Genomic DNA, 25,016 nt, shown 5'->3' on the forward strand with positions numbered 1-25,016 from the left:
TCCCTTTGCCAAATCGCTTATGAATCGGTGATTTTCAACAGCCGGAATTCGTTGTTCACAAACTCGTAATAGCGAGTTCGGTCGCGGTTCTTCAGCCGTTTACCCTTCATATCTTTTTCGGTATTGGCGGTGATGCCGGAGACGATGATCAAGTTGCTGTCGGGCTGGTAAGACAGCGTCAGCAAGTTGCCGTCGTAGGCATTGGGCAGACCCGTCGCGACCTCGCCGGTCTGCGCGTCCAGCACCTCGACACACATCGTGCTGCCACCACAGCCCACCCTGTGCAGAACGTAGTGCCCGGCGAAATTGACCTTGCCGGCGAGGGCTTGTGCTCGCGCTTGATCCATCCATTGGTTGCTGTTTTCCTGGGGCGCCAGGGCTTGGTTTGGACCAGCAAACACTTCGGTGACGGTGACGTCCGTGAAGGATGGATCGGCGGCGAAAGATAAAGAGGCTGCACCGGTCAGGATGCAACCCAATAAAATCGACAGTCCTTTCATGTTGTAACTCCTGAGCAAACCGATTATTCCCATTGGCAGCCTTTCTCCAAAGAGACTTCGGTGGCTGTATAAAAAAAACCGTATTCCTTTCCGCTCGACTTATTCGTGTAGCTCATCGAAACGATCATCCCCCCCTGACTCACCATTTCGTATGTACCCGTCACCTTTCCCTCAAGCACTTCAGACCATGTTCTTGTGAGCTCCCCTGGCCTATCCGGGCTCACTTCTTCAGATTGGCTGTCGGTTAAAACCAGAGGTATCGGAACACCGGATGACGCGTACTTAACAAAGCCACCCTCCAACTTGTTCGTAGTGTCGTAGTAGGTTCGAAGCTCGAATTTCACAGGGCTCCCGTCACCCATTTCAAAACACAGATTCTCCGACACAACCTCGCAGTGAGCCGTCAACGGCAACACGCCAATCACCAACAGCAGCAATCTTTTCACTTCAAATCCCTTGAAATAACCCGCCATTCAAATCGAGAAATCCTGCCGAGCATGTAGAGGGAATAGCTTTGCAGCGTGGCGCCGAATAGAGCGAGCCACCAGACTTGTTGCGCGCGGGGCGGTGGGTACGGCGTCGGCAACCCAGAGGGCTTTTCCGACCGTCACTAAAGCCGTCAATCCCGCTTAAGTACCTATTAGCCTGAATCAACTGATTGGGGATCAACTTACCATTGCTATGTCGCGCATAGGCATAAACTTGATACAGCGTACCGTAGGCCCCCATGCCTCTATGGTTAATTTCCCAAGAAACCAAAACAAAGACATTCTTTACATCCTGAACCGGATAAAAAAATATCGACTCGACCTTAGGCGGCGAACCAGCAACATCATATTTATCAACCAACTGTCTAGCCGATACTCCATCGTTATTTTTCACATCGAGGACTAGAGACACGGGATACTCTGCATCTCCCGTTTCCAAAACCAATAATTCCGCATTTTCGACAACAGTTGTTTTATAGGGGCCATCTATTACCGCTCCCCGCAGATAGAGGCTATCATCCTGCGCCACGGAAACCCTACAGAAGATAAATACCAATAATACAAAACAAAATTTACGCATCGTCCTTTTTGCCTCTCCTCGTTGTAAAAACTAATTTTTGCTAGGCGTAATGGCCTCAAATGACGCCTTTATATCAGATAACTTAGGATCACTTCTCAGGTTAGACCTAGGTATACATGCAGAAAATTTAACCGTGGTATCTTTCACACCCTTCAACCCATAGAAACAGTCGAACCACAGGCCTGTTTTGTCTAACGAAAATCTATTCTTGGCAGCAGCGACGTCTCCATCAGAGTTCCAAATCATAAAAGGAGACATTATTACTCGGACGGCAGCAGAACCCGATGCAGAGGGATGAACAAGATCTACCGAGCCCGTCTCAGACTCTTGATACAATACCTCGTCAACGGCATAGTTGTATATATACTTACCATGACTATCAAAACGTCCGGACATACTCAAACTCTTATCAAACTCAACCGGCTCTACAATAAAAACGTTCTCCTCAGTCAGTATATCCGGATTTAAATTAACGTTCGAGACCAAGTCCCCATAGCAAACCCCATTCTCAGCTCTCACGTTCAATTTAAAACCAGGAATCTCCGGAATTACAACTCCACACATATCCAGAGACTCGGTCTAAGCCACCGACGAAAGCGTAATGAAAGACAAGCCACCAAACAACATGAACAACACTTTCATTATAACGATCTCTTATGATAAGCGATCAAAGGAAAGAGACCAACTCTGATAGAGAAATAGCATGAACAAATGGGGCAGATTTATTTATCAAAAGTCAAATTCATCTCACAAATAAATCCGTCCCCTTCACACCCCTTTACGCCTGTTAAGCGCATTAGTGCGTATCACAGCTCGGCCCACTGAGCGCTTCACCGTCAACATTAAACTTACATACCTCAGTAATGTCTGCGCCCTGTGTTAGAGACATAAGAGTTAGAGTGAATAAAAGTTCATTATTGGAAAACTCTCCTTTTTCCAGCACAACCTCCGAGAAATCAGTGTTGAAGCTTTTTCCAGAAATACTGCAAAAATCCATTGAGTTACTGGCAGCACCTTTGCCGCCTGGCTTTAGGACCTGAATTTTTATGCAAGGACTGCCCAGCGACTGATAGTAGCGAACCAACTTACCAGAAATGACAGCCGTATCGGCTTTATATATATTTACAACTGGATCTTTTTCATCCGCTGCCAAGGCGCAGCAGGAAAAAGCCAAACCTACCAACACCATTAAGTTTTTCATTTCTCACCTTATAGATAATTTTTACGCCTAGTAAAGCGATCTAACGGAACATTTGACCAATTGTTTTGATTGGACATAACAGACTTCAATTCAGCCCTATTGTTTTGAACGCAATTGGGCGGCGGTGATCGTTCGATCGGCCGCGTCGAATGCCAGCGCCGTTCGCAGGGCAATTTGTCGCGTGCCGAGCCACGCAAAGCGCCGTCGAACAGACGCTCCAGCGCAATCCCATGCTGATGAAAACGCGTTGATCAGCAAGGGCGGAGGTCAGGGAAAATGGGCATCCGAGGAAGGTTAAGTAAGTGCCATTCAAATCTGTCCCCTTTCGCTTTTCTAATTCGACAACTTCAAAAGCCGGTGTACCAACGTCGCGCCGGGACTCCAATCACGCAGAGTCGGCAACAACCCCTTGTTCCGGCTTTTTTCATAATCATCCGCGCCGTCCGGAACGACCAACTCATCCCACACGAAATAGACATTTGCAGCGACACCCGTCTTTACGTAGTACCTGGGCGATTCCCCCCGCGAATCCGTTTCGAAATAGGCAGGAAGCGGATTATCTGAAAACACCATCGCCGCGTTCACGTGAGTCACGGGTGAGTCTGGGCCAGCGAGAAACCTGACCTGAACAACCAAGGTAGGAGGGAATACCGACATCCAAAGGTCATCGACTTGCCCGAGGTCCACGACACCCGGCAAAACTGGAGCAAGCAGGGTGATATTCGTCAAATCCCATTCGTCTCCACCCGCACGTAGAGACATGACGGGTTCCTGATCAGAAAAATCGCGAATCTCCTGGGTTACCAGCGCAGCCGCTGCTTTGGAAGAGTCGATTGCCGTAATAACGCCTGTGCCGTTGTTATCGCTCCCCGTGTCCCCGCAGGCGCCGAGTAGAAGGAAAGTGAAGAACCAAAAGAAATACTTCATAGTGAGTGCTACTTTTTCCTTAATTTTTATATAGAAATCCTGTAATGCCGACTCGATATCAGTGCCGCCGGCGATACAGTTAAGTCCGCACTCCCCTTGTAAGATTTTAATGGAGTGCTTTTATCGAAGGATCCTTATAACTTGAATTAACGTCGATACCCGCATCCCTCGCCTTTGTCTCAAGCTCATCTCGCTGTTTCTTATATTTTAAAAGCAGATCAGGTAACAAATCTGTCCAGCGCGTCTTATCGGATTCCTTACTAAACTCAGATACCCAATACTCACGTTCGCTCATGAATTTCAAAGAGATCAAATAGGTGCCTCGCTGCGTTGGATCCGAATCAGAGTTACGACGCCATGCCTTCAGGGTCAAATAATTGCCATCACTATAAAAATTCCAATCATAAAAATCGTCGACCTTTAACCATTGGTCTATATTCATCTTGTAGTCAGGATCAAGCCATGGATGGCTTTTTACATAAACGCCAAGCACATCGCCGGGATTCACTATTTTTTCCGCCTGCGAGCCTGGGATGCGCGGATCGTATGGTGCAAAGTAATGTTTCCAACCTGACGCTTTAATTTCTTTTATCAGGCTATATAAAAACGCCTGATTTTCTTCATGCTGACTATTGTCTGGAAGACCTCGAACCATCAATTCAAGATTTTCTATATCACCCCCAACATCACCATCAATCGACGTTTTCACATCTGTAACGTGTTCAATTTTTAACGATTTATTAACAATCACAGTAGGAAGGTCCGCATCTGCAGCCGACTTGCTAATTTTGTACCAGCACATATTTACTTGCGGCATGCACTCTTTTCGAAATTCCACTGGGCTTTCGGACAATACTTTTGTCATCGCTTCTGACAATTTAATTTCGATTACAGCAGTCGTGCCGGCCATACTATTACTCCTGGTATCTTTTTCATCACCGCATGCGCTAAGCAGAAAAAATAATAAAATAAAAAACATCTTCATTTTTGATTTTTCCAACTGGCGATTGTTTCAATCTCACCTTCCATATACGTTAATTTTTTATCCATCAGTTCGTGATACTGACCGGCAATAGCAGTAATAAATACCATTCGTTCGCGCTCATTGTATAAGTTGCCATCTTTCATCTGCACTCTCAGCTCCGGATCTTCAACGTCACACGCCGTACTAAAGGCGGCGGCGCGGACTGGCACAAAAGGTGCCCATTCAAACGCGGCCTGGACCTTCAATGTCGTCTGGAAAAAATAGTCGTTATAGATTAATGGCTGCAGTATTCTGCGCTGCTCATGATCCGCAATAGCAAGCAATGATTTTAGTTGCACAGCCCTTCTAGCTGAGCCACTGGCTATGGTTTCAGATTCACGAATACGGTCAAATCCCTTCTTTACATCAGGCGTTAAAGAAAGATTTTTTAATACAGGCAGAGCCTCCTCTGCCCAAGGCAAACTGTCTATGTTCATCTGCACTTGTGCATCACAGCTTTTCGCATTGCGAACGGGCGCACAATCCTCAAATTGCTCTGGATACTTCTTGTAAAACCAATGCCACACAAAGATGTCCTGAAACAGCCAGAAATTGCCTTTCCCAAGCCCTTTCTTGCCAATTCTTAGTGGCGGTTGGCCAACAGGGGGTATTCCAATGGTCAGGTAAGGCTCGGCAGGAATGAAATCCAATCCGCACTTAACCTGTTTACTGGCAAAGGCAGCCAGGCCCATCGGTAATCCCCCCTGAAATCAGTACTCGTCAGAAGTAGAATTTTCTCCTAATCGGATCAAGGAAATTTTGCGTGAAGACATCGCGTTTTTCGGACAGCCAAATCATTGCCATCCTCAAGCAGGCCGAGGCCGGCAGCCCAGTCCCGGAGCTGTGCCGCGAGCACGGCATCAGCTCGGCGACCTTCTACAAGTGGCGCGCCAAGTTCGGCGGCATGGACGCCTCGCTGATGGCCCGGCTACGTGAGCTGGAGGAAGAAAACCGCCGCCTCAAAAAGATGTACGCCGAAGAGCGCCTGAAGGCCGAGATCATCCAGGAAGCCATGGCAAAAAAGTGGTGAAGCCATCTCAGCGGCGCGAGATGGCGCAGCAGGCCGTTCATTCTGGCCGGGTCAGTATCAAGCAGGCGTGCCTGGCCTTCGGGGTCAGCGTCACCTGCTATCGCTACCAGCGACGGTTGTCCTCGGAAAATGCCGAGATTGCCGATCACCTGATCCGGCTTACGCACAACCAGCGTAATTGGGGATTCGGCCTGTGCTTCCTGTATCTGCGCAACGTGAAAGGCTGCCGCTGGAATCACAAACGGGTGTACCGGATCTATCGAGAGTTGGAGCTGAACATGCGGATCAAACCGCGTAAACGCATCGTGCGGGAGAAACCCGAGCCGCTGGCGGTGCCAGAGGCGATCAATCACTGCTGGTCGATGGACTTCATGCACGATCAGTTGGCCGATGGCCGCAGCTTCCGTCTGTTCAACCTGATCGACGACTTCAACCGCGAAGCCCTGGCCATGGATATCGACCTGTCACTGCCTGCGGAGCGTGTCGTGCGCGCACTGGATCAAGTCATCGAGTGGCGCGGTAAACCACAGGCCATCCGTAGTGACAACGGCCCAGAGTACATCAGCAGCAAGCTTGTGCTCTGGGCGGAAAAGCACGGCGTTCGCCTGGAGTACATCCAGCCAGGAAATCCACAGCAGAATGCCTACGTCGAACGCTACAACCGCACGGTGCGTTATGACTGGCTGGGGCATTATTTGTTCGAGTCGATCGCCGAGGTGCAGGAACATGCAACTCGCTGGATGTGGACATACAATCACGAACGACCAAACATGGCCCTGGGAGGCATCACCCCCAAACAGAAGTTGGCCCGCGCGGCCTGACCTCTACTTCTGGCGAGTGCTAAAAATGGGGGGATTACCCATCCAATAAAACCGACCGTTCAAATCCGGTTTCCCATCTTCGCCGCGCTCCAGGTAGAACTCGGCGTAAGCAGCTGCGATACGCGCAGCCCGAGCACCAAAATCTGAAACCAAAACCATTTTTGTCGATTTGGAGAAAAAGCTCTTCTCCGGCACGCTTAATCGACTGATTGCTTCCTGCTGTCCCATTGTCCACAGCTTGTCGCACTTCAAGGCAACGTCTTGAACAGAGCAACTCTGATTATTGGTTTTAAACGTAGCTACGGGTGCGCTCATTTATTCCTACTCGCTTCGTAATCATCAGAACCTGGCGGCACAATCAGTTCGTCCTACATCAGATGGATTTCTGCGGTCTCGGCAGTGTCCGTTTCGATACGAGGATGAAGGCCGTCTGCATTGCTTTTGGAAATTTTCGGAGCAACTGAGGAAGGGACAATAACTGCAGCCTTCACGGATTTGATGGGTTTTCCAAGCCCTGTCAAAAAGCGGATCTGCTCGTCGAACTTCTCACTATTGGCAGTACCGGCTTTAAGCGTATTCCCCGCCCGAGCCTGATCCGCAATCAACGGCAAGTCCGGTACCAAAATACCAATCCCCGTCCCACTCCCACTCCCCGCCGCCCCACCGGCATTAAAAACTTCACCGTCTTGGCCGACCACAGAACCATAGATAGCCTGACTAACCAGCAACGTTTTCTTGTCAGGGCTTAGCCAGCCGTCATCTGTATCAACACCAACGTCGGCAACGTAGAGCGAAAAAGCTTTATCCTTCGCGGTAAACAAGGCCGTCGCCGACTCTGCAACGGGTCTGCTCCATGACTTTGTCTTCAGCGTCAATGTGTGCCCGTCGACTCCAATTATTTGGGTTTCCTTGGCAAAAGTACTGGCTACGGTACACAGGCTGACGATAATCAGCGCGCACTTACGGCTGGCCATACCGTGGGGCTTTTTTCGTCCGGATGATTCGGGGTAGTGCGTTGTTGTATGCTCACTCGAAAGCAATGCTCATCAAAAAACGGAACTAAAAAGGAACAGATCTATTTACCGGCAGCTAGCCTACCCGCAATAAATCCGCCTCTATTTTACCCTTTTTTTCACAAACTTACCTGAGAACAAACCGACTTGCTGTCACCACCCGCCAATTAAGTCTCCCTATCGAACCAAGCAATACTTTTAAATAAGATATATCAGCCTCATAAAATGCATTGCACTGCGAAACAACTACATAATTTGAATCTATCTGCTTCTCGAGAGTAGTGCAAACTACGCCTGCTCCTTCCTCTCCACCTTGCCCCTCATATACGACATCCTTCATATCCAACAACTTCCAACCTGTTTCCGCAAACTTCAGTTTCGCCGCAGCGGATGCATCATCATAGTGCAGAATTGCTTCTGGATAGGGCAATTCAATAAAGTTATTGTATCGCGACTGAGCTCCATCCCCCACAGCCTTCAACACCAAACCAAAATCATCACCACTTACAATATACGTAGGTAAGTTTTCAAGATTCGTTTCATAAGAAGGTTGACCAGATGGCGTCAACTTCAATATATTCAGGCCGTCTTTCTGCGTACAGCTGACAAGCTTAAGTTTAAATCGTAAATCGTCAAATGCACAATTCCGCTCCTCAGCACATGCTGAAATCGAAAAAAGCACGACACAGAACAAACCTAACGCAGAGATGTTAACTTTATACTTTGTCACTTAACACGCTCCACATAGACACAAGTGCATTTTGTCTTTCGACATCATGTTCTGGAGTACTATTGAAAAGTGGGGACAGATTTATTTATCGACAGCCAAATCTGCTTTACAAATAAATCTGCCCCTTTTCATTTTTAGTGGCCAGATCAATAGATTGGCATCTGAAATCGCATTCTCGCCATACATCTCCCTGGCATTTCCCCATACAACTTCTGAGTCATGGCGCAATTTTTTTCCGCATACTCTTTCCATGCAGGGCCAAAGTCTACATCCCCTGCAACGTAGTCAACTGCTTTGGCGTAATCCATGGCAGTAGCTTTTTCGTTGACAACTGAAACCGCCTTGTAAAAACCATCTCCAATTACACCGGTACGGAGATATATGAGTTCACTCAAGCGAAAACTTGTCAGCTGTTTCATGCAGGAAAGCTTTTCTATCGGAGCTTCTTCACCAGAAGCCCCGTCGCTTTCGTCATTGCAATATCCATCTTTCAACTTAATCCAGTTTTTTTGCGTGACCAGCAATTCAGACTTTAATGATCCATCTAACTCCGACGCTAATACCTTGTACTGTTCATTAAGAACTTTATCAACTTTTACAAACACTGCCTGCGAGCAGGTAACAATCTCCTGATTCGTTAAACTTTCAGAATTACATTTTACATCCGCCACTGCAAAACCCATCGAAACGGATAAAATAGAGAGAACAGCAAACGACTTATGAATTATTTCCAGCAGTTGCATTTTAGTGCCTCCTCAAAAAAAACCGCTTCTTTTTCGCGTCTTGTCACCAAGCCAGCAGTTTCAGGCGCATCCTCCCAAAGCCTTTTCATACTGCGAAGACGTGAAGGAATCAACTCTGGTTTATCGCTATCAAAATCTTCTTTTATTTGTTTCATTTCTAGACGTGCTAACGTTTTGGCAGGAGTGCTGCCGCTTAACGCATTACCTCTATTTACAACGAGGGAAAGCAACACACCCTGACAGTCTGGATGTAAATTTATCGCTTTAGGGTACACATTCACAACCTGCTGCGCATATCGTCTCTTCATAATGACAGCAAGCTTAAGCGCGTTATCTTTATTTATCGATATAGAACTCACATTATGGACAAAGTCTCTTGCATCTTGGCCTTTTTTACCTAACGCCCCTTTCAAACTTTCGATTTCACTTTCTGTGTAGAGATCTGTAAGCTCAGCATCTACCGTAGCCGCAGTTTGCTGCCCAAGATCATACCCATAACCGATTGTCACGCCACTACCATTATCGGCCAAAGCATACGGATGCTCTCTATACGCTTCCGTCGCCAAAAGAAACTCGAACAGCTTCTTGGAAACTACATAAGGTCCAACCGTCGTTTCCAAAGTGTAGACTTCCGATTTACACTTTTCAGGACATCCAGACTGGAAACTCCCCAACAATCCAATGGGGTTAATATGTTGGACGCTCGCAGCGCTGGTGATACCGCTGACTCCTACTAGTTTATCCCACCAACTCAAACGTTCAATCCGCGCCTTTTCCTCAACCCACCCCTTATGCGGGTCTGAGTCGCTGTGCCCCATCAGTTCATCGAGGGCGTCCCACTTATCCCTTTTGAACTGCCACTCGCTCTCATAACGAGTAACCATCTGAGAGATTGGTTGAGAAAACCAAGGCTTACTTAATGCTTCTTTTATTTCCGATGGGTTAAGTTTTTTATCGCCATTCTTATCGAGAATTTTATACAATCGCTGTTTCGCAGGTCCGTCGTTAGCGGTCCCGACATTCGGTAGGTAAGTCGCGCGCTCTTCTTCACTTAAACTTTCCTGTGCATGCAGGAATGCAGCCAGATGATCTTCATTACTGACGGTTTCCTCGATAAAAGTGAAACCTTCCCACTCAAACGGCGAATGACGTGTCAACGTGATATCTGGCTCCGCAAACCAGCCGTTGATTTCGTTGCCCTCCGCATCTCCGAGTAATCCATCCAGACGCCACCAAAGCGTGTAGGTCGTGGTCCCCGCCATAACAATAGGTACTTTGATTTTCTTCTCGGCAGGCAATGCTTCAAGGACTCCGACAGGAACCAAATAGTCAGAACCGACCTTTTTGTGTGCATCGGTCACTTTAGGTGGGTTCGTTGCGTTCATGCCTTGTACGTGAGTAATCAATGGGCTGTCTTTTGGAATCTTAAGCAGTGTCTTTTCCTTTGCCGGCAAGCTAGCAGCCTTGGACTTGCTCAACTCTGTAAATGCCTTGACGTCCTCGCAGCTGAAAACTTCCAGGTGCAACAGGTTCTTGGAAGCAGGATCAGAGTGGTTCTGAAACTTCCCTACATGACCAATCAGGCTCCCAGCTTTTACAGGGAATGGGCGCTCCAGGACATGGACCGCATTTTTTTCTGCCGGCTCACTTTTTGTCTCAAGAAGCCCTTCCCAGATAAAACCAAGCACGCCGTTGGCTGCGGTCAACGCAGGACGGGGATTTCCACTGACGATTTCCAATAGCTTCTGATATTTTCCGCTTGTTCCGTCATTGCCGATCTTCACTTGAGTTCCAATCGGCAAAATGGATGTTGTAGCACTCGATTGGTTGGCCGCAGCATGCACGGCGAGGCCTTTTTGAGGCGGAGTCATCGCGTCTTTGGCAGCACTACCGATGACGTAACTATTGGGTGTAGTACCCGCTGTCATTTCTTTTTTGAAGACCCAACCGGTTCCCGACGGAAGGCTGGCATCAGCGGGTGTGACACTCACAACCTTGAGCCACCCATGATCCTCTTCGCCTGTTTCTACAACGGTGCCTCGGGGCAATACGGCCAATACAGTGCCATAGCCAGGTTTACCCTTCTGCTCCTGACGAACCCTCAATCCAAGGATTTCGTCTTTCACTGTAGATTTAACCTGCCAAGTTCCACCGCTCCAGAAGGCCGGTCGGCCCAAGGCAGGGGTTTCGTTGTATGTCTTCCAATCTAACAAATGCATGTAAAGACTAAAAAAGGTGAGACTGGGCTGCGGGGCCGCTGCTGCTGGTTGCGCGCCAGCAGCAGGTGCTGGCGCAGGAGGGGCGGGAACCTCGAGACGATGCTTAACCAACACAAAGCCAGTTGAAAATACCGAGTGCGAGGAGCCGAAATCAGATTTTGGATAGGTCTCATCAATCCGATAAGCCACAACCTCACCATCAGCGATGCATCTGACTTCAGTCAGATCCTTCACCAATCCAGTGTCCTCATCAAAGTGAACACCGCCGTGCCAAAGGCCATTCGCCCCTAATGGGTAGTAACCATCTTTTGCCTTGGCTAGCGCCTTATAGAACTGCTGCGGATCCGTCGCTTCTGCGGTCCCTACTTTCAGCGGATACGCCCATTTCTCAACTTTGCTTGTTGTTGTCTCAGTCATTACCAATTACCTGAATTCTGATCCCTGGTGGCTTGGATTGCCGTCGGTGTCTATTAGCCGGAAAAATTAAGCATTCGTTTTGGTTTGCGTTTGATCTGCTCCTCGGGCGCATTCCCCAACGCCTGATCCATCAAACTCCCCGCCTTATCCTTATCCGCAGCTCCCGGCAGCACCGGCGGCTTGATCCCAATCCCTGTCCCCGAGCCCGCCGACCCACCCGCATTAATCTTCACCACCGGCCCAACAACCGTCACGCCACCGCCATCCAGCTTGATAAAGCTGCCACCACCCAAGATGGTCAGCTCCGACCCTGCCTCGATAACAATCTTCGCCCCAGCCTTCAGGTGAATCTCTTTCCCAACGCTGGTCAGTTGAGCGGTGCCGAGCTTCACATGCTGGTTCTGCCCAATCGTCAGGTGATCATCCACCCGCGTCTCAACCTTGCGATCAGCAATCGTGGTGCGGTGCTCTTCAGCCTTGAGCTCGGTGTAGGTGTTCTTCACCACCGTGTCGTGTCGTTCATTGCCGACGCGAATCTTTTGGTCGTGCTCGATGTTTTCATCCCAATCCCGCTGGGCATGAATAAAGATCTGCTCCGCACCCTTCTTGTCTTCAATCCGCAGTTCATTAAACCCGCCGCCCCCCGGTGAGCTGAGCGTTTTGAAGACGCTGCGGGTTTTGTTCGCCGGCAAATCGTACGGAACCTGGTTTTCCTTGTGGTACAGGCAACCGGTTACCAACGGCTGATCGGGGTCGCCTTCGAGGAAGGTGACGAGGACTTCCATGCCGATGCGCGGGATGACGATGGCGCCGTAGCGGTCGCCGGCCCAGCTTGAGGAGACGCGCATCCAGCAGCTGGTTTTGTCGTCGGCCTGGCCTTCGCGGTCCCAGTGGAATTGCACTTTGATGCGGCCGTACTGGTCGCAGTGGATTTCTTCGCCGGCAGGGCCGGTGACTTTGGCGGTCTGGCTGCCGAGTACGCGGGGCTTTGGATGTTCCAGCGCCGGGCGGTAGAACACGTCCCACGGGGTGGCGAGGAAGCGGTTGCGGTAGCCCTGGTGGAAGTCGTCTTTGTTGTCGGTGGTGTCGCTGGTCACCGATTCTTCGAGGACTTGCGGCTGTTTGCCTTCGTGGACGATTTCGGTGAGCAGCCAGAGGTCGTTCCACTCGGTGCGCGGGTGGTCGGACATTTCCAGGAAGTGGCCGCTGATCAAGCGGGTCTGGTCGCCGTGGCCTTCGGCTTGCTGGTAGTCGGCGCGGTGGCGTTCGAGGGCGCGCTGGCTGAGGAATTTGCCGCGCGCGCGGTCGAGGAAGCGGCCGGGGTAGTCGTAGTCTTCGAGGTCGGGTTCGTCGCTCTGAACATCAGGTTTGTAGGCCGCTTCGAGTTGCAGGCGTGGTTTTTCAAAATCGTAGTCGCGGCGGGTGGTGCGACTGGTGCGGGTTTCCAGGCGCAGTTTGAAGCCTTTGATCACCGGTTCGTCGGCGACCATGCCGCTGCCTTGCACATAGGCGGTGGGCTGGCCGAGTTTCGGGAACACGGTCTGGTCGTCGCCGAACACCAACAAGTGAGCTTTTGCGCTGTGCTGGAAGTGGTAGTGAATGCCTTCTTCTTCGCACAGGCGCTGGACGAAGTGCAGGTCGGTTTCGTCGTACTGCACGCAGTAGTCGCGGTCCGGGCACGGCTGGCTGAGCTGAAAGTTGTAGGCGTTGCCCTTGATGCCGTGTTCTTCGAGGATCAGCGCGATGATTTTCGGCGCGGACATCTGCTGGTAAATGCGCTGGTTGGTGCGGTGATGCAGGTATTGCAGCTGCGGCACCAGGGAGATTTTGTAGCGGGTCAGGCGTTTGCCGGCGTCACCTTGGGCGACTCGGTAGATCTGGCCGTGGATGCCGGAACCCTGCGGATCGAATGCGAGGAACGCCTGCTTGTGCAGGAGTTTTTCCAGGTCCAGATCGGGGTTTTCGCTGACCAGTTCAATGTCGAAGCGATACGGCTGGCTGATGCCTTCGGTGCCGGTGAACGACAGCACTTGCAGGTCGCCCACGTAGTCTTCGACAGTCAGGCTGAAGTGGGTTTCGTTAGCTGAGTTGAACATTGCTTGCTCCCTGTTCGGTAGTCATCCGTTACGCCCGAAGTCGCAGACGTTGCAGCAAAGACGAAGTGGCGCCCATGGCGTCACGCAATTGGGCGGCGGTGATCGTTCGATCGGCCGCGTCGAATGCCAGCGCCGTTCGCAGGGCTGGCCAGCAGTGTTTCGGTAGATTCCGAGGCGCGTGCAGTTCGCGGTCGAGGTGCGCGTCACGGGCCTCGGTCGAAGGCAAGCGCCGGAACGGGTGTTTGCCGCCCGCCAGTTCGTAGAGCACGCAGGCCACACCGTAGACGTCGGCGCTGGCAGACAGCGGCTGGCCTTCGAGCAGTTCGGGGGCGGCGTAGCCCGGGGTCCAGGCGTTGAAGCGGTCGCGGCTCAGGTGTGGCAAGCCAGGGAGGATGCCCTCCTCGGCCTGGCCCAGGCCGAAGTCGAACAGGCGCACGCCCTCTTCGCTGAGCATCACGTTGCTCGGTTTCATGTCACCGTGCAGCACGCCGCGAGCGTGGGCGTAGGCCAGGGCGTCGAGCAGCGGCAGCGCGATATCGCGCAGTTCGTTCCACGGCAAGCCAAGGGGCCGCTCGCAGAGCAGTTTGTCCAGGGTCAGCCCACGCATGAGTTCCATGGTGATGAAGGCGCGCTGGCAATCGGTGTCCACTTCAAAGGTGTGCGGTCGCAGCACGTTGTCGTGGCGCAGTCGTCGGGTCAGGGCGAACTCGCTGTAGAGCAAGGCGCTGGCGTCCGGCGATTCGGCAAATTCTTCGCTGAGGATTTTCAGCGCGATGTAAGGGTCGGGATCGCCGAACTGTTCGCTCAGCAAGTCCCGTGCGCGGTAAACCGCGCCCATGCCGCCGGCACCGAGCAGGCGCTCGATGCGGTAACGGCCTGCGAGCACGTCGGGCATTTCGCCGACGCTGGCCTTGGTCGGCGCCAGCGCAGGTTCTGCCTTGTGCGGCTTTCCGTTTAGAGACGGGGCAAACGCAAAGTAAGTCAGGTTACTGTCTTGCTCTTCGCTCACCAGCAGGTCGTCGAGCGGCGGCATGAGTTGAGTCATTGGCGGATCACCACGGCAGTCAGGTTGTCCCGGGCCGAGCCACGCAAAGCGCCGTCGAACAGACGCTCCAGCGCGACGTGTGGCGCGGTCAGGCTCAGGGCATTGCCCAAGGCATCAGTGCTCAGCCCGTTGTACAAACCATCGCTGCACAAGAGAAACGCATCGCCGGGATAGACCTCGAGTTCCAGCACGTCCAGCGTCAACTGCTCGGCCGCCCCGACCGCACGGGTCAAGGCGTGGGCGGAAGGATGCGCACGGGCGTCTTCGAGACTCATGTGTTGCTCGTCGATGAGTTGCTGTTGCAGTGAATGGTCCTTGGACAGCTGATACAAACGCTGGCCGCGCCACAGGTAGCAACGGCTGTCGCCGGCCCAGATGCAGGCCGCGCGATTGCCGTCCACCAGCAGCGCCACCACGGTGCTGCCCATGATGCTGTCGTGGCGCCCGGCGGTGACGGTCAACTCCTGACCCAGGCGGCGATTGAGCCAGTGCAGGCACTGGCGAATGCCTTTGAGTCGTTCGTCGAAGTCATCCTGCGCCGGCAATTCCGCCAGGCTGGCGACGATCAACTGGCTGGCAACATCGCCACCCTGATGACCGCCCATGCCATCCGCGACCACCCACAGCCCCTGCTGTGGACAGTCGAGAAAAGCATCTTCGTTGCGCGCCCGAACCTTGCCGGCATCGGTACGCGCAGCGCTGCGCCAGGGACTGGCAACCAGCATCAGAGCTGCACCGGCATACGGAAGGTGCGCAGCACACCCATGTCGAACGGGTTTGGCGTGCGCTGGCTCGACAGCAAGTAGTTGGCGCGCAGGCCACCCACGTCAGCTTTCAGCACCAGCACATCACGACCGCTCAGGTACTCGGTCTGCATCAGGTCGAACAGGCGGAACAGCGACCACGGGCCGGTGTTCTTCTCGATGCCGATCGGGCGGCCGGCCATTTTGTCGAGGACCAGGCTGGTGCGACCGTCTTCAGCATCGGTCGGCCATTTGAACGACACCGGCACGATCGGGCCGTGGCGGTATTCGATGGTCTTGTCGCCGAACTTGAACTCGGAACGGCTGACCGCCGGGTCGAGGGTGTACGGCTCCAGTTTGAACTGCACTTGCGGCTCGGCCGGGTTGATCGAGAAGAAGCTCTGGCGAATCACTTGTGCCGCGGCCATCTGGTCGAGGTAGAGCTTGGAGATCGGCATGCTGTGACCGTCGATGCTGCGCAGACGGTAGTTGCCTGGATCGCCGCTCACGAACGGACGCATGTAGGTATCAAAGAAGCGATCGGCAATGCCCTGCGCCTTGAAGAACTCGCGGAAGTCGCTGATCGCCACGTCGCTGGTGCTGTGGGCGCTGAACGGATAACGCTTGTTGATCGCCTTGCCGTAGAAGCTGTACAGCTCGCTCTGATAACGCTGGTTCAGGTACTGGTAGGAATCGTTGAGCACCAGACGCCAGGTGTCTTCGGCCAGCACGTTGAACCACACGCTGACCGGGCGCGGCAGACGGTTTGACGCATTGCGCAGGTTGCTCAGCGCATCACGCTGGCCGCTCATGCGGGTCTTGGCCATTTCGAATGCAGCCTGCTCCGGCGCACTGGCACGCGCCAGGCTCGCCAGTTGCATTTGCAGGTCGTTGAGCGCGTTCAGTGCCGGGGTCAAATCAGCGGCCGGGCCGTTGTTGTCATCCAGCAAACGGTGCAGCGGTTCGAAGCGGCGTTGCAGGGATTTCTTCGCCGTGTCCGGCAGGTTTTTGACCGCTGCCATGTCCGAGGCTTTGTCCGCTGCGGCAGACGCCAGTTTGCCCAGCTTGCCCAACTTGCCTTTCTGCTCGCCCAGTGCGGCGGCGGCATCAGCCGCTTGATCGACCGCCTCGGCTTCCACCGGGAACCGGGTGTTCTCACGCACTTCCACCAGCAGTTGCAGCACCGGCGAGTTGGCCGACGTCAGGCCAGCCAGTTGCTCGGCGCCCTCGCTGAAGTCGCTGATCGCGGGCAGTGCAACCTGGCCCACGGCTTCGCTCCAGAAGTTGGCGTAGTCGCGGAAGTACAGTTGCTCCAGTTCGACCATCAGGCGACGCAAGTCCATGCCGCTGATGCCCGAGCCTTCGCCCAGCACCCAGTTGTCACGCAGGATGTCGGTGACCAGCGCCGAGCCCTGGACCGAGAAATACTGCTGATAACCCTGTTGGGTGTAGAAGCCCGGGATCACGTATTCGGTGCCGACAAACAGCGCACCCTGCGGGCCCAGGTGTTGGCTCAAACGGTATTCCGGCAGGTTGCGGGCCTGCTCGCGCAGCATCCGGTAAACCACGTTGGCCAGCGATTCGCTGCGCAAGACCTGACGCGCCTGCGCCACCAGTTGATCGTTCAGCGGGTAGATAAACGGCTGCTTCAGCAAACGCTCGAAGTGGGTGTTCAGACCGTTCTGCACCGCGGTGTTCCCGGCGTAACGCTGGGACCATTCGGTGGCGACCCAATCCTTGAGCCACGGGCTGTCACGACGGTCTTCCATGTTCAGCATCAGGTACGCACGCAGGCTGTTGAGCAGGCGTTCGCGGTCCTTCATGTTGGCGCGGATCTGCCCTTCCAGCAGGGTCGCGACCTTCGGCAGCAACTGCGTTTCGAGCTCGCGCTCGTAAGCTGCCTTGACCACCGGATTGACGTCTTCGCCCTGATACAGACCGCCGCGTTCGTGGTACGACACGTCGCCCTTTTTCGGGAAAACCTGAGTCGCCGCGTAGCTGGTGTCGAGGGGCTTCAGTACGGCCATGGAATCATCACGCGCGGTCAGCGCCGAGCGTTGTTGCGTCCAGGTTTGCGCCAGGTTGCGCAGGTTTTCCAGACGCTCATAGTTCGCCGAGAAACCGCCTGCCCACAGCAGACCAAACAGGCCCAACGCCGCCAAAGCACCGACGTACAACGCACGCTGGCCCCAATGGATGCGACTGCGTTCGCGCTTGTCCAGACCGGCCAGATCGGCCTCGGGGAAGATCACCCGGCTGAGCAAGTGATGAATGAACCGCGAGCGGCCACTGCGCAGGGTTGGCAACACGCCGGAGTTGATCCCCAGATTCGCGCCGATGCCGGCGGTGGTCTGGTCCATTTCCTGGGTCAGGTGCGGTGCGCTGGTCAGGTAGAAACCGCGCAACTGGCTGACACGCTGATAGCGGTTGCCAGTGAACGCCATGTCGACGAACAGGCACAGGCGCTCGCCGATCTGCCCCAGTTGATGCGGGAAATCGAGGATGCGGCCACGGCGCTGGGTGTCGCGCTCCTGGTGCATGCGCATGATCACCTGACTGTTCAGGCGACGCAGCAGCTCTTCGAACTCGGCGCGCAGGACGGTGACGTCGGTGCCGCTCTGCTCTTTGCGGAAGCTGGTGCCGAGCACCTGATCGCTTTCTTCGCGGGTCAACTGATCGAAGAACTCGTCGAAACCGAGCAACTGGTCAGCCTTGCTCAGCACCAGATAAATCGGCACATCGACGTGCAGTTTCTGATGCACGTCTTGCAGGCGCGCACGCACTTGGCGAGCCAAGGTGTCCAGATCCTGCTCGGTGTCGCCCAGCAGCATTTCCACCGGAATGGTCACCAGCACGCCGTTCAACGGACGGTTGCGGCGACGCTTGCGCAGCAGGTCGAGCAAGGTGCTCCAGGCGCTGCCGTCGACTTCGGCATCCGGCTGGGTCAGGTAACGCCCGGCGGTGTCGATCAGCACACCGTGGTCGGCGAAATACCAGTCGCAATGACGGGTGCCGAGGGTGTCGCGGGTCAGTTTGCGGTCGATCTTGTTGATCGGGAATTCAAGGCCCGAGAAGTCCAGCAGGCTGGTCTTGCCGCTGCCCTGCGGGCCGATCAGCAAGTACCACGGCAAATCACTGCGCCAGCGTTCGCTGCGGCCGCGATACAGGCTCGAGGTCTTCAGGGTTTTCAGGGCGTCCTTGAAACGCTCCTTCAACTCCTTCTGCTCTTCGTCGATCTTCTCTTCGCGGCGGATACGGTCCTGACCGTCTTCAGTGTCTTCGACCGCTTTCTTGCGCACACCGGCGCGCCAGCTGACGAAGACCATGGTCAGGCCCCAGATCAGGAACAACACACTGATGGTCAGCAGGCGGGAGGTCGAGCCTTCCCAGAACTTGTAGTCATTGACCGCCAGCAGCGGCCCGACGAACCACACCAGCAGCGCGACGAACAGCACCAGCAGCAAGGTCCAGACCCAGGTCTGACGCACGAAGGCGCCGACTTTCTTGAAAAACTTTTTCATCACACGTCCCTGTTTACGGCTGCGACTGCGGCTGGACCGCGGCGGAATCCAGCGGCTGATAAGGTTGCAGAACGGTGTCGCGCTGCTCGCCCAAGACCCAGGCGAAACCCGAATACATCACCACCAGGCAGACCACGGTGAACAACACCACCATCCACGCCGGCACGATGCGCACCAGGCTGCGGCGCTGATCGTTCAAGCCTTCCCAATGCGGCGACAGTTCGCGAGGCACGTCGCCGCGCAGCTGACGAATCTGCCGATACAAGGCATCGCGGATGCCTTCGAGTTCGAGCATGCCGCGCGCCTGCACGCGGTACTTGCCTTCGAAACCGAGGGACAGGCACAGGTACATCAGCTCCAGCATCGGCAGGTGCTTGACCGGGTTTTTCGACAAGCGATCCAGCAACTGGAAGAACTTCTCGCCACCGAAGGTTTCGTTGTGGAAGCTGCTGAGCAGGCTCATCTGCGACCACTCGCTTTCGTTGCCCCACGGCGTGGTCACGACGGCTTCGTCGACCACGGTGCAGAGCACGTAACGGGCGGCCATCACCTGGCTGCTTTCGGCGCCGTTGTGCAGTGCGCGCACTTCAAACAGTTTCAACCCGGCAGTCAGGCGCTCATTGAGCGCGTACATGTCTTCGCGGGTGTCGCTGTGTTTGAGGCGCACCACTTCCGACAACAGGTCGGAACCGGCGGCCACCAGCGAATTGAGGCTGATGTTGAAGGACTCCGCCGGACGCAGGCGTGCGGCGTAGATCATCCGTTCTTCGAGCTGTTCGAAACGCGGCGGTGCAGCGAAGTCAGTCAGCGGACTTTGCGCCGGGCCGTGGCCCTGGCGGTCGAGCAAGACGGTTTTATCGTCCTGATGGTGTTCCATGTCCTTGATCATGTCGGTCAGTTCCTGATGGCCCAGAATTTCAGTTCAAGCTCGGCGAATTCGCCGGACACGTGGAACGCGAAGCCGCCGGAGCGCTCGAGTTGTGCCAGGTCTTCGGAACTGAGTTCGAGGATGAAATAGGTTTTGTTGGAGTGGAACGCGATCTGCCGCGGGGCCACCGGCAACGGTTTGACCTTGATGCCCGGCAGATGCAGGTTGACCAGTTGGCGGATCCGCTCCACCGGGCCGACCTTGAGGTGCGCCGGCAAACGATGGCGCAGTTCTTCGGAATCGCAGTTGGCACTGGCCGCGAGCACGAACGACGCCGAGCCCAGCAGTTTGTGGTCGTGCAACGGCGAGACGATGATCCCGTACTGACGCGCTTGCAGGACCAGCTCGATGGCGTGCTGTTCGAGCACCATCGACAGCACCTGACGAATCGCTTCCATCAGTTTGCGGAAGCTCGCGCCCTGGTCGCTGTGCTGGTAACGGCTGTCCAGGCGCGGACGTTTGCTGTCGCTGGAGAAGGTCGCCAGATCGCCGAGCATGGTCAGCAGCGTGCGGTACAACTCTTCCGGGTGAACCTGCTCCAGGCCGAGGTAGTGACGCAGCAGCAGCTCGGTGCGGTTGATCAGTTGCAGCATCATGAAGTCGCCGACTTCCGCGCCACCGACCTTGCCGTTGGAGCGGATGCGCTCGGCAATGGTGTCGCCCCGGTGACCGAGCATGCTGATCACTTCTTTCAGGCACGACAGCAGGTAGCTGGAGGAATGCGCCTGAATGTAGGTCGGCACGAAATCCGGATCGAGGCTGATCACGCCGTCGGGCGTGGTATCCAGCACGTCGCAGATCTTCAGCTTCACATAGGCCTGATCGCTCTGCTGCTCGCCGAGCAACAGTTTGAAGTCCGGGCGGCCACAGCTGACCTGGCTGGCGGAATCGTCGCCGGCGTTGGAGTCGGCGACTTCGGCTTCGTACGCGGTGTAGCGCGCCAGCACGTCGGATTGCTCCGGACGGCGGGACTCGATGTGGTTACCGGTCACCAGTGGCAACGCGAGGTAGATCGGTGTGTTGCCGGTGTTCGGCGGCACGTCCAGCGCCAGCGGCTCGGTGTTGCCGCCCAGTTCGAACAGGCTGCCGTCCGGCAGGATCCCCGAGGCCTGGCTGATCACCAGTTTGCCCATGTTGAGGAACTGCAAATCGATGTCGAGATTCAGGAAGCCCCAAGTGTAGCTGCCCAGCAACTGGGTGCGGGTCTTCATCTGGTGGTCGTAGTAGCGATCGTTGTGCTGGAAGTGCTGCGGGCGCAGCAGCATGCCTTCCTGCCAAATGACTTTATGGGAATTCATGATCAGTCATCCGCCTTGGCGAGCGTTTCGTTGCTGTTGCGAATACCGGCCTGATCGAGGGTCAGGTCAGCCTCGGTGACTTCCACCGGCGTGACTTGCACCGTGTAGCGCCATTTGGTTTCCGGCAGGTCGCGGTAGGCCGCGAGGATCCCGACGTAACGGCTGCCCTCTTCCACGCTGAGCTTGAGTTCGATGGTTTCACCCGGACGCAGTTCGAGTTCTTCGCTGGCCACCAGGTCCGGGGCCAGGGATTCCTTGGCGCGCTCGTACAGGCTGAAGAAATCGGCGTTTTCAAAGGTCACCGGGTGCTTGAGCTCGAACAGACGCACGACGATTGGCGAGGGACGCCCGTTGAGGTCCGGGTTCAGCTGATCGCTGCCGGTGAGCTTCAGGTTGACTTTGGTCACTTTGGAATACGGCGACAGCGACGAGCAGCCGGCCAGCAGCACCACGGCCATGAGCACGGTCAGCATCTTGAAAAAAGCGGTCGAGCAGCGAGACATGCGCATCATCCTTGGTGGTCGGTGTGAAGGGTGGAAATCAGGCGGATCTGTTCTTCGTACGCCTGAGCGAAGTCGCGGGCCAGCAGACGCTCGCTCCAGTCATCGTCCTGACGCAGAGCCTGGTGATAACGACCGTAGGCTCTCCAGCGACTGCCGGACGTGGCCAGCAACGGCTTGTTGTCGCGCTCGAACCGCAGGGTCAATTGCTGCGGCGAGAAATGCTCCAGCGTGCCGCGAACGGCGGCGCGGCTGGCGGTCAGCAGCGCAACCTGGTGCGCCTGCAAATCGCGGAACGCGCGAGAAATCGACTGCTCCGCCGGCAACTGGCCGGGCTTGTTCGGCTGTAACAGAATTCCCAGCGCTTCACCGGCATCGACGGCGAACTTCAGCGGGTTTTTGTGGGTGCCCTGCACGGTGGTCTGGGCCAGACGCAGTTCGTTTTTCAGTTCGCTGCGGGTGCGCAGGCTCTGCTGCAAACCGCCGACGCTCTGCTTGAGCAAGCGCGCAGCGTTCAGCGCCAAGGCTTCGCGGGCGTCGTGGTCGAGGCCTTTGAGGTCCACGCCCAGCGCGGCGCCGAAGTGCTCCCAGAAATCTTCGCTCTGACGCTCACGCGCTTTCGGCACCGGGGCGGGCGCAGGTTCGGCCGGGGCGTCGATCAGCTCGGGCACCATCAGGCTTTCCATGTCGATGCGCGCATAGTCGGCGCGTTGACGGGTGTCCTCGATGGCGTTGCTCGGGGAGATCAGCTCGTCGATTTCCGAGTACACGCGCTCTTGCTGATCAAGGGCGTTCAACGGGTCGAGGTCGAGGAACGCGTCGTCCGGAATGATGCTGCCCGCGGCTTGCGGGCGGCCGACTTCCACGTCGAACGTCGCCGGGTCGCGCACCAGCCGTGCACGGATCTCGAAATCACCCAGCACGTAGGTGCTGCCATGCTCGATGCGCATCGGTTCGCCCTTGCGCAGGCGCGCGCCGCTTTCGCCATCCTGGACACCGTTGCTGCTGGTGTCAGTCAGGAAGAACGTCCCTTCGCGAAAGCTGATGTCCACATGGTGATTGGACAGATGACGCTTGCGATCCGGGATGATCCAGTCGCAATCCTCGCCCCGGCCAATCACGCCACCGGCCTGCTTGAAGGTCTTCTGGCACAGTTCCGTGGGCACGAACTGCTTGGTGTTGAGCATTTCGAAAACCAGTTCCATGGTGATACTCCTTGCGGTCACTTGCCGCGATTGACCGCCTGCGGATCACCCAATGGGCGATAGGTGTTGTCGTTGAATTTGTAATTGCCGCTACAGCCGCCGAGGCCGCATAGAACGACGAGGGTCAGCAGGACGGCTTGCCAGTGACGAACAGACATCAGAGGGTCTCCAGGGGTAGACAAAGCACAAAGCGCCGGCCCGGTTGGGCGGCGCTATCGAAAGCAAATGAAATGGGTTGTGGGGCTCTAATACGGTGGTTAGAGCCGATCCCCCGTGGCGAGGGAGCTTGCTCCCGCTCGGCTGCGCAGCTGTCGTAAATCAACGAATGCGGTTTGACTGAGGCACCGCGGCGCATGGTTTTGGGGCTGCTGCGCAGCCCAGCGGGAGCAAGCTCCCTCGCCACTTGGAATGTGCTGGCCTCAGCAAGCATTCCAGCCAGAGTTGTTGGTGGGTAGAAAATGGGCTCAGCCATCGAAATCACCCAAATTGATATTCAGGCGCCCGAGGCGGTACAGCAGCGTGCGGCGTGGCAGGCCGAGTTCGCGGGCGGCGAGGGTCTGGTTGCCGTCGTTTTTGCGCAGGCAATCGAGCAGCAGGCTGCGTTCGACCTGCTCCAGGCGTTCGCGCAGGTTCAAGCTGTTGTCTTCCGGCATGGCTTCCATGCGCAGGGAAAAATGCTCGGCCAGCAATTCACCGCCCTCACACAGCAAAACGGCGCGTTCGACCAGGCCTTTGAGTTCGCGCACATTGCCGGGGAAGGCATAACCGGACAGGTGATCCAGCGCCGCATCGGACCAACGCACCGCGTCGCGCTGCAAAAACGCACACGCCTTGTCGGCGAAATGCCGGGCCAGATCGAGGATGTCGCCTTCACGCTGACGCAGGGCCGGCAGTTCGATCGGAAATTGCGCGAGACGGTAATACAAGTCCTCGCGGAATTTGCCTTCACTCACCAGCACCGACAAATCCCGGTGCGTCGCGGCGATGATGCGCACGTCGATCTTGTGGGTGTCGTTGGAACCCAGCGGGCGGATCTCGCCTTCCTGCAACACGCGCAACAACTTGGCTTGCAGCGACAACGGCATGTCGCCGATTTCATCGAGCAACAAGGTGCCGCCATTGGCCGCGTCGAACAGCCCGGCGCGGTCGCGATCAGCACCGGTGAACGCGCCCTTGCGGTAGCCGAACAGCTCGCTTTCCAGCAGGTTCTCGGGGAACGCCGCGCAGTTCTGCACAATGAACGCCTGGGACCGACGCGGGCCGCAGTCGTGGATGGCGCGGGCGACCACTTCCTTGCCGGTGCCGGTTTCGCCGCGCAACAGCACGGTGTAAGGGCTGTGCAGGACTTTGCTGATCAGCGAATAGGTCTCGCGCATGGCCTTGCTCTTGCCGATCAGGCCGTAACCACTGGCACTCGGGACGCTGGCCTTGAGCGGTCGTGCATCACCGGTCGGCTGACGCAGACGGTGCAGCAAATGCAGTTGGCCGAGCACAAACGAACCCAGTTGACCGAGGGAATCGGCAAAGCCTTGCAGGTCGATGTGCCGGCGGCTGGCGCACAGCAGCAAACCTTCGACCGCCTTCTGCTGATTGACCAGCGGCACGCACAGCAGCGACTGCCACGGCGTGGCCTGCGGCGGCAGGAAGCTGGTTTCGTGCAGGCTGCCGCTCAGTTCACCGAGGCTCACCACACGGTTCTGGCACAAGGCGAATTGCAGCAGTTGTTCACCGTTGTAATCCGCCGGAAGGCTCGCCGATTCGCGTGGTTGCAGGATGCCGTTCAGGCACTCGGCGTTCATCCCCAGGCAGGTGTGGGTCGCGTCCAGCAAGTACAGCTGCGTCAACTCGCACCCGCTCAGCTCCGCCACCCCGCGCACGAAGTCACCCAGCAGCGCAGCGCCGTCCGCCGCCCGCGACAGGCTGGCGAACTGCGCCAGCAAGGCTTCGGCATACACCAGCGGCTGCGGCACTTGAGTGAACATCACAC

General features: G+C 55.6%; 22 protein-coding genes and 1 pseudogene. 1 reads left to right on the plus strand and 22 read right to left on the minus strand.

Features of this window, described 5'->3' with window-relative positions; all coding sequences use genetic code 11:
* Nucleotides 1–17: 17 nt before the first annotated feature.
* The 7 genes and pseudogenes from B723_RS04205 to B723_RS04235 all read right to left on the minus strand — a co-directional run bounded on the left by B723_RS04205 (nt 18) and on the right by B723_RS04235 (nt 5,412).
* On the minus strand, nt 18–500 hold the full coding sequence (locus tag B723_RS04205; RefSeq protein WP_017341508.1) for a hypothetical protein: 483 nt from the start codon (nt 498–500) through the stop codon (nt 18–20).
* A 23-nt stretch (nt 501–523) separates the two neighbouring features.
* Nucleotides 524–973: a hypothetical protein gene (locus B723_RS04210; protein ID WP_017341509.1), complete on the minus strand. Its 450-nt coding sequence runs from the start codon at nt 971–973 to the stop codon at nt 524–526.
* A gap of 11 nt (nt 974–984) precedes the next feature.
* A pseudogene (locus B723_RS33580) lies at nt 985–1,084 on the minus strand (cell division protein); the annotation flags it as partial.
* A gap of 1,280 nt (nt 1,085–2,364) precedes the next feature.
* Entirely contained in the window at nt 2,365–2,769 is a 405-nt protein-coding gene (locus B723_RS04220) for a hypothetical protein (RefSeq protein ID WP_144425200.1), read from the minus strand.
* Between the two features lie 333 nt (nt 2,770–3,102).
* Entirely contained in the window at nt 3,103–3,696 is a 594-nt protein-coding gene (locus B723_RS04225) for a hypothetical protein (protein WP_017341513.1), read from the minus strand.
* A 106-nt stretch (nt 3,697–3,802) separates the two neighbouring features.
* On the minus strand, nt 3,803–4,681 hold the full coding sequence (locus B723_RS04230) for a hypothetical protein (RefSeq protein ID WP_017341514.1): 879 nt from the start codon (nt 4,679–4,681) through the stop codon (nt 3,803–3,805).
* Nucleotides 4,678–5,412 (minus strand): DUF2515 family protein, encoded by a 735-nt coding sequence (locus B723_RS04235; protein ID WP_017341515.1) that lies wholly within the window; start codon nt 5,410–5,412, stop codon nt 4,678–4,680. The genes B723_RS04230 and B723_RS04235 overlap by 4 nt, the downstream gene beginning before the upstream one ends.
* 71 nt (nt 5,413–5,483) lie before the next feature.
* Between B723_RS04235 and B723_RS04245 the strand changes: the two genes are divergently transcribed.
* Nucleotides 5,484–6,571, plus strand: a protein-coding gene (locus B723_RS04245; RefSeq protein WP_144425201.1) for an IS3 family transposase whose coding sequence is annotated in 2 segments (ribosomal slippage) — nt 5,484–5,736 and nt 5,736–6,571 — 1,089 coding nt in all. Because the reading frame shifts where the segments join, the coding sequence is not laid out codon by codon here.
* A 3-nt stretch (nt 6,572–6,574) separates the two neighbouring features.
* Here the strand turns inward: B723_RS04245 and B723_RS04250 are convergent.
* From B723_RS04250 to B723_RS04320, 15 genes are all read right to left on the minus strand, one after another.
* On the minus strand, nt 6,575–6,886 hold the full coding sequence (locus tag B723_RS04250) for a hypothetical protein (protein ID WP_017341519.1): 312 nt from the start codon (nt 6,884–6,886) through the stop codon (nt 6,575–6,577).
* Nucleotides 6,887–6,939: 53 nt separating this feature from the next.
* The gene (locus B723_RS33425; RefSeq protein ID WP_017341522.1) at nt 6,940–7,545 is read right to left on the minus strand and encodes a hypothetical protein; all 606 of its coding nucleotides are present in this window, start codon (nt 7,543–7,545) and stop codon (nt 6,940–6,942) included.
* Nucleotides 7,546–7,711: 166 nt separating this feature from the next.
* Nucleotides 7,712–8,314 (minus strand): hypothetical protein, encoded by a 603-nt coding sequence (locus B723_RS04260; RefSeq protein ID WP_017341523.1) that lies wholly within the window; start codon nt 8,312–8,314, stop codon nt 7,712–7,714.
* A 146-nt stretch (nt 8,315–8,460) separates the two neighbouring features.
* Nucleotides 8,461–9,057: a lysozyme inhibitor LprI family protein gene (locus B723_RS04265; RefSeq protein WP_017341524.1), complete on the minus strand. Its 597-nt coding sequence runs from the start codon at nt 9,055–9,057 to the stop codon at nt 8,461–8,463.
* Nucleotides 9,039–11,693 (minus strand): pesticin C-terminus-like muramidase, encoded by a 2,655-nt coding sequence (locus tag B723_RS04270; RefSeq protein WP_017341525.1) that lies wholly within the window; start codon nt 11,691–11,693, stop codon nt 9,039–9,041. The genes B723_RS04265 and B723_RS04270 overlap by 19 nt, the downstream gene beginning before the upstream one ends.
* A 53-nt stretch (nt 11,694–11,746) precedes the next feature.
* Nucleotides 11,747–13,789, minus strand: coding sequence for a type VI secretion system tip protein VgrG (locus B723_RS04275; RefSeq protein WP_017341526.1), 2,043 nt, complete (start codon nt 13,787–13,789; stop codon nt 11,747–11,749).
* Between the two features lie 28 nt (nt 13,790–13,817).
* The gene (locus B723_RS04280) at nt 13,818–14,834 is read right to left on the minus strand and encodes a serine/threonine-protein kinase (protein ID WP_017341527.1); all 1,017 of its coding nucleotides are present in this window, start codon (nt 14,832–14,834) and stop codon (nt 13,818–13,820) included.
* Nucleotides 14,831–15,559 carry a PP2C family protein-serine/threonine phosphatase gene (locus B723_RS04285; protein WP_017341528.1) on the minus strand — a complete coding sequence of 243 codons (729 nt, stop codon included), beginning with the start codon at nt 15,557–15,559 and terminating at the stop codon, nt 14,831–14,833. Before B723_RS04285 ends, B723_RS04280 begins: the two co-directional genes overlap by 4 nt.
* On the minus strand, nt 15,559–19,098 hold the full coding sequence (gene tssM, locus B723_RS04290; RefSeq protein WP_017341529.1) for a type VI secretion system membrane subunit TssM: 3,540 nt from the start codon (nt 19,096–19,098) through the stop codon (nt 15,559–15,561). The genes B723_RS04285 and tssM overlap by 1 nt, the downstream gene beginning before the upstream one ends.
* Nucleotides 19,099–19,111: 13 nt before the next feature.
* Nucleotides 19,112–19,987 carry a type IVB secretion system protein IcmH/DotU gene (gene icmH, locus B723_RS04295; protein ID WP_017341530.1) on the minus strand — a complete coding sequence of 292 codons (876 nt, stop codon included), beginning with the start codon at nt 19,985–19,987 and terminating at the stop codon, nt 19,112–19,114.
* Nucleotides 19,988–19,992: 5 nt separating this feature from the next.
* A complete protein-coding gene (gene tssK, locus B723_RS04300) occupies nt 19,993–21,324 on the minus strand; it encodes a type VI secretion system baseplate subunit TssK (protein ID WP_008030656.1) in 1,332 nt (443 codons plus the stop codon).
* A gap of 2 nt (nt 21,325–21,326) precedes the next feature.
* Nucleotides 21,327–21,827 (minus strand): type VI secretion system lipoprotein TssJ, encoded by a 501-nt coding sequence (tssJ, locus tag B723_RS04305; protein ID WP_017341531.1) that lies wholly within the window; start codon nt 21,825–21,827, stop codon nt 21,327–21,329.
* 5 nt (nt 21,828–21,832) lie between these two features.
* Nucleotides 21,833–23,029: a type VI secretion system-associated FHA domain protein TagH gene (gene tagH / locus B723_RS04310; protein WP_017341532.1), complete on the minus strand. Its 1,197-nt coding sequence runs from the start codon at nt 23,027–23,029 to the stop codon at nt 21,833–21,835.
* A 17-nt stretch (nt 23,030–23,046) separates the two neighbouring features.
* On the minus strand, nt 23,047–23,187 hold the full coding sequence (locus tag B723_RS04315; protein ID WP_008030659.1) for a hypothetical protein: 141 nt from the start codon (nt 23,185–23,187) through the stop codon (nt 23,047–23,049).
* A gap of 306 nt (nt 23,188–23,493) precedes the next feature.
* A complete protein-coding gene (locus B723_RS04320) occupies nt 23,494–25,011 on the minus strand; it encodes a sigma-54 interaction domain-containing protein (RefSeq protein ID WP_017341533.1) in 1,518 nt (505 codons plus the stop codon).
* Nucleotides 25,012–25,016 lie beyond the last annotated feature (5 nt).

The sequence above is a fragment of the Pseudomonas fluorescens NCIMB 11764 genome (assembly GCF_000293885.2).
Classification (GTDB): domain Bacteria; phylum Pseudomonadota; class Gammaproteobacteria; order Pseudomonadales; family Pseudomonadaceae; genus Aquipseudomonas; species Aquipseudomonas fluorescens_B.